6 protein-coding genes are annotated in these 9,237 nt (G+C 56.2%); 1 reads left to right on the forward strand and 5 read right to left on the reverse strand.

The window, feature by feature from the left end; translation table 11 throughout:
• Positions 1-910: 910 nt before the first annotated feature.
• The 4 genes from GV827_RS22620 to GV827_RS22635 all read right to left on the reverse strand — a co-directional run bounded on the left by GV827_RS22620 (position 911) and on the right by GV827_RS22635 (position 6,546).
• Complete coding sequence (locus tag GV827_RS22620) at positions 911-4,576, reverse strand: Hint domain-containing protein (RefSeq protein WP_164356506.1); 3,666 nt, start codon at positions 4,574-4,576, stop codon at positions 911-913.
• Positions 4,577-4,812: 236 nt separating this feature from the next.
• On the reverse strand, positions 4,813-4,992 hold the full coding sequence (locus tag GV827_RS22625; protein WP_164356508.1) for a hypothetical protein: 180 nt from the start codon (positions 4,990-4,992) through the stop codon (positions 4,813-4,815).
• The gene (locus GV827_RS22630; protein WP_164356510.1) at positions 4,989-6,275 is read right to left on the reverse strand and encodes a DUF6538 domain-containing protein; all 1,287 of its coding nucleotides are present in this window, start codon (positions 6,273-6,275) and stop codon (positions 4,989-4,991) included. The genes GV827_RS22625 and GV827_RS22630 overlap by 4 nt, the downstream gene beginning before the upstream one ends.
• Positions 6,276-6,345: 70 nt before the next feature.
• Positions 6,346-6,546, reverse strand: coding sequence for a hypothetical protein (locus GV827_RS22635; protein ID WP_164356511.1), 201 nt, complete (start codon positions 6,544-6,546; stop codon positions 6,346-6,348).
• A 162-nt stretch (positions 6,547-6,708) separates the two neighbouring features.
• Here GV827_RS22635 and GV827_RS22640 point away from each other — a divergent pair, with 162 nt between their 5' ends.
• Positions 6,709-7,092, forward strand: coding sequence for a transposase (locus tag GV827_RS22640; protein WP_164356513.1), 384 nt, complete (start codon positions 6,709-6,711; stop codon positions 7,090-7,092).
• A 486-nt stretch (positions 7,093-7,578) separates the two neighbouring features.
• Here GV827_RS22640 and GV827_RS22645 read toward each other — a convergent pair whose 3' ends face one another.
• Positions 7,579-8,979 (reverse strand): alpha/beta fold hydrolase, encoded by a 1,401-nt coding sequence (locus GV827_RS22645; protein WP_164356515.1) that lies wholly within the window; start codon positions 8,977-8,979, stop codon positions 7,579-7,581.
• Positions 8,980-9,237: the final 258 nt, after the last annotated feature.

Raw genomic sequence — 9,237 nt, forward strand, 5'->3', positions numbered from 1 at the left:
ATCGCATCAACCACCACCCCCACCTCTTGATGATCCGACCACCTATGGACATCCAAGGGCCTGGAGTGCTTTGGGTCTATCTCGTCGCTCATTTCGCCTCCATGGTCCTGCGTGTGAGCCTACGTGGATTTCTAATAGGGCCTCTCGGCTAAGGTTCCCTGTAGGACATCCCTCTTAGGCCCCTCCCCAGGGGTTCCTACTACCTACCCTGTCTGCTTCCATTACTCATACCTAATTCAGGTATGTTCTACCCCTACAACTACAACACCCCAAAGGGACCCACCCTGAACGGGGGCATTTTCGGGGGCATTTCCGCCCCGAGAGGCCTCCGGAGAGCCCGTAACGACGATGTAAAGAAGAAGTGGCTGGGATGGTAGGAAACCTTGCCCCGCGATACCTTTCTTGGCCTTAGCGCAGGCAGTCGGAAAAAGGGGGCACTTTTGGGGGCATTTTGGGAGGTCTTGGTGGAGGACGATCATCAGCCATAAAGGGGCCTCTCAGGAGCCTCTCTCTTGGCCTCTGGTGATCATTATCGTCATATCAGAACCCCCTCTAAGGGCTCTGTATGGCCCTCTCTGGGGCTCTGGTGGGGTATCCTGTCCTAGCTTCCGGTGGGGCTAAGTGGTCTGGGGGGTAATAGGTATGAGTAATGGAAGCAGAGTAGGCTAAAGAAGAGGAAGACCCTACCCGAGAGGCCTAGAATGGGTCCTACGGGGGTGGCGGAGAGGGTCTCTCTTAGGGGGTAAGGACGGGAAGGTCATACCCAGGAATTAGGTATAAGTAATGGAAGCAGTAGAAGGTAGGGAAGCCCTACCCGGGAGGCTTAGAAAGGGTCCTACGGGTGGAACGGGTGTGGGAGCGCAGAGTTCTCAGTCAAGGTCTGCTGAGAAGGGCGCTTATGACGCTTGGCTCAAGCAGCAACAAGCAGCTCTGGCAGCTCTTTCTTCTTCAGGAAGACGCGTGCGGTATCACCGTAAATCTGCTGCACTGCCGTCTTGTCCAGACCGGGGACGAGCTTCGGGAATTGCCTGGTGAGGTCCTGACATGCTTCAGCCGACATCATCTGCATGGCCATGGGACCGGGGTAGAAGCTTTCGCTCGGGACGCCCTCGGCGAAGATGATCTGGTGGGCCTCGAACATAAGATGGATGTAGGTGACCTCTCGCTTGCCGTGGGCAATGCGTACACCTGGCATGGTTTCAGCAAAGTGCACCGCGCGAGCAAGGTTATCCTGACCGATCAGCATCCCGTGCTGGCGAGAAACGAGAAGATCACGCTCAAGCCCCATCACGCCAGCCTTGAACAGCACCGGGCGGAGCTTCTCATTAAAGCGCAACTCGTCTTGACCAACAGCGCGACACCCAATCCAGGCGATCGGCTGCGGACCATTGTCCAGGGTGCAGACAAGGTCACCCGGCTTGAGACTGTCGATCTGCACTTCTCCAGTCGGCGTGAGGATCATCGTCCCCGATGTAAAGCAGACGATACCAGTGTTGTCATACGTGTATGTTGAGCCAGTCGCACCCTGAATGGTCAGGGAGCCGGTACCAAACTGGGTGTTGTCCGAGTAATCAACGACATTCCCCTCATCGTCGAGGGTATTTGACTGGTTCAGGACACCGTCATCGAGTTGGTCTGCGCGCAGCTCGTCGAGGCTATCGTAATAGCCCGAGAGATCGACAAAGTCGTTGTTGGTGGGATCGCTGTCTGCAGGAGCACCAGTCTCACCGAAGCCGAAATCGGTGATGGTGTCGTTGCCATCACTGACGGTGAAGAAATCGTCTCCGGCGCCGCCCGTCAGGCTGTCATCACCGGCACCGCCATCAAGTGTGTCTCCACCGCTACCGCCAATCAGCGTGTCATTGCCAGCCCCTGCGATGATGTCCACGCCGATCGTATCAGCCGATGCGTTGACGACGTCCGCATCCGGACCAAGGATCAGGCGTTCGATCTCGGAGAATGTTATCGTATGTGTGCCGTCAGAGATGATCCCGGACTTGTCGCCATCAAAAGTGACTATCAGCGGCAGTGTTGTACCACTCAGGTCGATCGTGTCGAAGTTGGTCCCTGTCGTGACCCCTTCCCCGCCGATAACCGTATCGTTGCCGAAGTTATCGGTTACAAGGAACGTATCTGCATCTGCTCCACCTTGCAGCAGGTCAGCGCCCAGGCCACCTTCGATCGTGTCGTTATCTGCACCGCCGTCTATGGTGTCGTCACCACCGCCACCATCGATGATATCGTTACCGTCGCCACCGGTGATGCTGTCATCACCCGCATCCAGCGGATTCATCAGCTCGGTGAACTCGATCTCCGCCCAGCCCCCGTGGTTGACCACGCCGACGAATTGGATGTGCGTCGCATTGATCGGGATGACCAAGTCGACAGTCGAGTCTGACGGACCTGAATAGATCAGAACCGACTGGCCATTCGTAACAGCGCTTTCGTATCCGACGCCCCCGCCGCTTCCTGAAAGCGCGTCCCCGTTCGGATCGGTGGAGCCGAAGCTGACATAGATATCAACCCAACCATCCTCGATCCCGGTGTCCCCTTCAATCAGGGTCAGTTTTGTTCCGGCAGGCACCTCCTGACCGAAGCTATATTCAATGATATCACCGTCGTGATACCGCGACTCGGTGGTCAGATCACCATCGATGAAGTTGAGCGGATCGTCGGGCAGACCGGTCCCTTGATCTCCAAAATGGGCCGCCTGACCACCTGTCGAGTTCTGCGCGTAGCTGTATTCTAAAGTGTCTGCGAGTGGCTGAGACGGCCCCGTGCGATCGCCTTCAATAACGTCGTCCCCAGCGCCGCCGTCAATAATGTCGCTGCCGTCGCTGCCCCCCAGCGTATCCGCGCCATCACCGCCCAGAATGGTGTCATCGCCAAAACCACCGTCGACTATGTCATCCCCGGTCCCAGCATCAATACTATCATCGTAGAAATAAGGAGAGCCCGGGCTGAGGTAGAAGTCGACCTGGGCGAGATCATTATTGACCTTAACCTCATGAAGATTGCTGTCCGCCCCGACATAGGTCAGCCGATAAGTGCCGTCGGGGTTGACCGAGATCGTGTGAACGTTCTCGAATACGAACCGGTCTACCGCATCCTCGTCGATGATCGTGACTAGGAAGTCATCGTCGAAATTCGCCAGGTCAATGCGATAGATATCGGCTGAACCGTCGGCGCCACCGCCCTTTTCGATGGCCAGATGCGTCAGACCTTCGGTAAGCGCATCATCTGTAATCGTGAAGTCCTGTGCGAGCGTCTTGTTCGGGGTAATCGCGTCAACCTTGAGGATTACCTTACCGTTGGCATCAAGGTTCGCGTCCGTGATCGAAAATGAGAATACTTCGGCACCTGTGGCAGGGCCCGGTGGTATTCCCGTATATGCGTTCGACGGCAGATCGGTTGTTTGCCAACCGGCGACTTCAGCGTAGTCACCATAGATGATATCGTTCCCCGCGCCCGCGATGATCGTGTCGCGCCCACCTCCACCCACGATGGAGTCATCGTCTCCATCTACCCCATCGATCTCGTCGCCCTGCAGATCGGTGTAGCCGAGGTCCATCACCTCAGCACCTTCGACCCCGGTCACAATTCCATCTGGTGCGTAATAGGGCGTGACCGCAGCGTTTTCAGGCTGAACCGTTACGGTGTAGAGTTGGCTATCTGTCGCATAATATGTCGCGCTGTAGGTACCGTTGCCATTGTCGGTAAAACTCTGCAGCCCTTCAAGAAACAGCTGGTCCTGAACATTGGAGCCCGTGTTCTTCAGAACAATGGTGAAGTTGTCGCTGTATTGAGACAGGTCGACCCGAATGATATCTTGCTGATTTTCGTTATCGCCGAACTTTTCAATCGTCAGAGTGGTGATGGGATCGGTTGACGTATTAACGATTGTTATGTCGTTCGCGTTCTGCTTCGTCGCGAAGGTATCGACCGCAACTGCGACAACACCATTCGCAGGAACGATCGCATCCGTCAGCGTGTAGGTGCTGAACTCAACTGTGGTCTCGAAATTTGCCTGAGCCAATCCGGAAGTTGAAGTCGATAGCTTGTCGATTCCATTGCCGCCGTCCAGGGTAGTAACCGTCGCGTTCTGCCCTAGCGTAACCTGATCGTCGCCGTCGCCGGTGAATACATCTCCGAAGGTTGCATCGTCACCGACCGTGATAGTATCGATTCCACCTTGGGTGTTCCATGTATCTGTAGCGGTAAAACCGTTGCCGATGGAAATCGTGTCTGTACCGGTGCCCGACCCGTAAAATGCGCCGAAGGCAACATTGTCGCCTGCTACAAAGTTAGTCGCGTCAGCGTTTCCGGCATTGATGTTGATGTTGGACGCGTCGACGTTGTCAGAAAGGGTAAAGGTCGGCGTCAGATTGATATCGATGTCTATGCTTAACGCGTTTGCATTACTCTCGGAGAACTGGACCTGGAAGTTGGTTGGGCTGCCCGACGCTGACTCGAAGACCACAGAAGTATCAGCAGTAGATTCAAAGATGAATACGTCGCCCTCGTTGACGAAGATCGTGCCGCCTGCGACATCTGTCGGAATGTAGTACGTTGCCATGACTAGTTACCTAAAGCATACGATCAACGGCCACTCGCGTTCTGCCGTGATTGTTTCTCATGCGTAGGAAGATGGTGGGCCAATCTGGCTACCCAGCGGCCCAATTCGGGCGATTTAGAGGTCGCTACGCGTTCATCGCCCCATCATCGACACAATTGGTCATTGGGAAATGTCCAGCCAAAAAAGAAAAAAGTGTCCGGTTACCCCGGCCAGCACTGAGCCAGCCGGGGAGGTTGTTATCGGGGGTATCCCTTGTTGACGACGTAGTCAGCAAGCCACTGCCAGTAGTACTGGGCACTGATGAAGCCCTGATCCCGGGCCGCCACGTCCTCAGCCTCTGCCCGGGTCAGACCCCCATCGAACTCCGCGATGGCAGCCCGCTCCTCGAAGGCCTCGATGTCAGGAGGCACCATCATGACGGCAACCTGATCTGGTCGACGATGGCGCGCTTCTGGTCGTCGCCGATGCCAGCCGAGTAGATGCTGTAGGTGATCCCGTTCTCCGACCGGGCTGACTTGTGCCCCACCAGGGACGCGGTGAAGTGCTCGGGGACACCTGTCCTCTCACACTGGGTGATGAACCACTTCCGGGTGCTGTGGAACACCAGCCCGGGCCTCTCGATCCGCAGCCGTCGCCGCAGCCTCGCGAACTGCTTCGTCACCTCGTTCACGGTGAGATCAGGGAACAGCGGCCCTGAGGTGGGCAGACGAGCCAGCACAGCCTCCAGCTCGACATGAACCGGCACCTGCCGCTCCGCTGCCTCGGTCTTCAGCAGACGCAGGGCGTTGGGCCTGACGTGGAAGAACCAACCGAGATTGCCCTTGTCGACGAGGTCCTCCCGGAGCAGCCCCACAGCTTCCCCCGCGCGCATCCCGGAGAGCAGGCAGAGACGCAGAGCGTTCCCGATGCGGGGATCGTCCCTCCTGAGCAGGGCCCGTACCTCCTTTTCTGTGGGAACAGCATAGGGGGCGTGCCGGACCTTGGCTTCGAAGCGGACCGAGGTGAAGGGGTTGGTCTCCAGCTCTCCCTCGTAGACCACCCAGTCGAGCCAGTGCTTCACCTGTGACCAGATGCGGCGCTGGGTCCGTCCCGTGATCCGTCTCTTCTGGCTCCTGGACCACGCGACAGACGCGTCAAGAGACAGCCCTTGGGTCTTCCTGGACTTGCCGAGATAGGGGCTGAGCTGAGCGATCAGGGACAGGAACTCCCGCCCGTGGTCACGAGAGAGCGCTGTCAGGGTCAGGACACCGTACTTCGAGGCGAGGAGCTCCAGGGAGTACCGGACCGACTTGAAGCCCCCAGGACGCAGCTCCCGTTGCCGCAGCATCAGGTACCGACGCACGGACTGCTGGACCATGGCCGACGGCTGAACCTTTCCCGGATACCGCAGCGGCTCAGAGTGTCGCAGAGTGGCCCGGAGAGCAGCAAGAGCCCGTTCCGATGGGGAGGCCCATCCAGGGGTGCCAGTCGTTGCCCTCTGTGGCAGAGAGGCGGCCCCTGACAGAACCTGCTCGACAGTCTCGTCATACCGGGCATTCACCTCGGCAGCCCGTTTCCGGGCCACCTTGGCGTCACTGGTCTTCAGCGACTGCTTGAGAGCTTGCTGCCCGAGGACAGCGGCAACCTCCTTGGGATAGTTGCGTCGATAGAGCCATGTCTGACCTTTGAGGTAGGCATAGCGAATGGGTGCAGAAGACATGCGCCTTCTCCTTTCTGGTAAACTTGATTGTTGGGATTGGTTGGGATCAGAGGACGAGCGCCTCTTCCGATCAGCCGTTAGCGCGGCTGTGGACCCGAAGGATCAGGTCGAAGGCGGGTTCGCCGTAGACGCCCTCGAGGGGGCCTGAGAGGGAGTAGCCTGTGATGCAGTCATCATAGACCTCCCAGACCTGGAACAGGTGCTCGGGCCACTCGTCGAAGGCCTTGATGACCACGACGTCGTCTTCCTGCAGGTTAAAGGGGTCATCCATGCTCAGGCCCTCCGCAGCAGAAGGTCAGGCAGGACAGCCCCGAGGACGAGGCCGAGAGGCAAAGGCAAGGACACCGGGACGAGCCAAGCAGGCAGGGCAGCCAGCACGACCAGTCCGACAGCCAGGACCATTGCGAAGGAGAGCGACCTTGTCCGGCGTTTGATGACAGTCCCGGGCGTTGGACCTGTCGTCGCCCTGTCCTTCGCGGCTACACTTGATGACCCTGGAAGGTTCCGACGTGCAAAAGATGTCGGCGCGTTCTTGGGTCTCACGCCGAGACGACATCAATCTGGCGATATGGACTGGTCGGGACGGATCTCCAAATGCGGCGACCGGGACCTCAGGCGATTGCTGTATGCCGCCGCCACTACACTGATCACGCAGGTGAGAAAGCCGTCGCCATTGCGGACTTGGGCACTGCGCCTGCAGGAACGCAAGGGCTTCAAGAAAGCCGCCGTCGCGGCGGCACGCAAAATCGCCATCGTTTTGATGTGCATCTGGCGCGATGGCACTGTCTTCAACCCAACGCAGGAGGCCAACGCCTAACCCTAACCCAAACCCTGCCCAGGAGAGCCTAGGCGGGTTTAAAGTCCTTCGGGACGGATGCAGATCAAGCCAGTCTAAACCGGCCGGAGGAGCCAAAGCTCACTCCGCGAATGACATTTTGGCCGATCAGCTCCCGGACGCCATCAGGAAGCGGCAATGCTGACTTCGTAGAGAACCAGGTCCCCGAATGACCGAGAAACCCGCGCTTGACACTTACGCAAACAGAGAGCTGGTTTGTCCCGATTGTGTTGAAAAACTCGAAAGATCCGCACTCTCGCTTTTCCGCCAAAACCCGTTGCATCGGAAAAGCTGGCACTGTTCGAACGGAGAGGGCATTTAGAGCTGCACACATCGCCAAGGCCCTGATTTTGCCGACCCCCTCGCCAAGATTTCCAACTGGCGCTCTATGGCGAAGTTTTTCACCGTTTTTTGGAGAAAACAGAGTTTTTCAACACAATCAGCCCGAAGCTGCCAGACACTTTTCGATCAATGTTCCAAAAATTTAGACACTTCGCTCAAGAAGCGTTCAAGGCTTGGATCATCGGCGAGCATTACGTGATTGCGCCCTTCGAGCGGAATAAATCGTGAATTGGGAATGCCTGCAGCCATTCTTCTACCTTCCTCAAACGGGGCTCTGGCATCTTCACGCACATGAAAAACAAGCGTTGAGGCTTGCACGTTGGATAGCTCGGAAGAGATATCAATACTATCAATTGCAAGTTGAATGCTTGCCGCATTTTCCGGCGGAGTTGCTTTCCTTTGTAGGTTTGTGAACCCTGACAACTGGTCCGCATTCGCATCTGGCATGAAAAATGCCCCAAACATGCGAACGTATGCGTCGAGTTCTTTTCCCCAACCTTCTCTAATCATAGTTATGAAAGCGTCGCTTTCTGCAATTTGGCCCTTAGAACCTCTCATTCGGCGGCCGCGCGCGTAGCCACCGCACAAAACCAGCTTTTTCACCCTATCGGGGTTCCGTGCAGCAAAAGCTGCTGCGATAGCCGCTCCTTGAGACTGCCCAACGAGAGAAACCTGTTCCAGTCCAAGTGCATCGATGACGGCTGTCAAATCCAATACAGATGCATCCAGCGAAAAATCTTCCACCTCTCTGTCTGACAAACCGCTGCCGCGCGCATCATATCTGATCACTTGCTTGTTTGGGGAGAGCGCTCGAACCAGTTCACGTCGCATTGGTATTTGAAAGTCCAGTTCAAGGTGAGTGAGCCAATTAGAAACCGATACAACCGGAGGCCCTTGGCCGATTGTCGCGTATGCAATTTGAACCCCATCGGATGTCTCGCAAAACTGAATCTTTTGCTCAAATGAGTGAGTCTTGGTTGAAGTTTGGACCAACTCTTTCTTTCGACCGACTCGGAAAACTTGCACGGGCTGAGGAATGTTCTTTACCAGACAAGGACCTAGATCGATCAATTCGAAAGTATCGCTGTTGTTTAAGTGTTCTCGGACATTTCCTGAGATGCAAACTGAACCAGGTTCGGCAAGGCTCTCCATCCGAGCCGCAATATTGACCCCATTCCCGAACAAGTCAGTACCAACAACGATGACATCACCCAGACTAATCCCGATGCGCATTTTGATTGCCGCATCCTCACTGTCTTGCTCTTCCTCATTTTCAAGCAGAGATTGAAGCTCAACAGCGCAATCTACGGCCTGATTTGCACTTGCAAATTCGACGAGCGCGCCATCTCCCATCATCTTGAAAATTCGACCGGCGTGACGTTTTACAGTCGGCCTGAAAACCTCCGAGAGAACGGTTTTGAGACGTGAATGTGTTCCCAATTCATCGAGAGCCATCAACCTTGAGTATCCGACTACGTCCGCTGCCAGAATGGCTGCAAGTTTTCTCTGATCTTGGGCCTGAGACACAATACCCTCACCCTCGTAAATTGTTCAAATTTCCCCGCGATATGAGAGGAAATTCGGGCTTGTGTACAATGTATAGCCCATTTTCGGTAACACCAAATACTGGCGGCGGCTTCTGTGCAAGCGACTGCAAAGTCCGCAACTCGGTCATAGACCCTCCAAGCTTTGCTGCGCCCACAACGAATGGCCGCTTTTAAGGCTGCGTTGCAGCGCAGCGCTTGGATCAATCAAGGCAACTTTTTTGCTGCATGAGCGAAGGGC

It is taken from the genome of Sulfitobacter sediminilitoris, assembly GCF_010667575.1.
In the GTDB taxonomy this organism is placed as follows: domain Bacteria; phylum Pseudomonadota; class Alphaproteobacteria; order Rhodobacterales; family Rhodobacteraceae; genus Sulfitobacter; species Sulfitobacter sediminilitoris.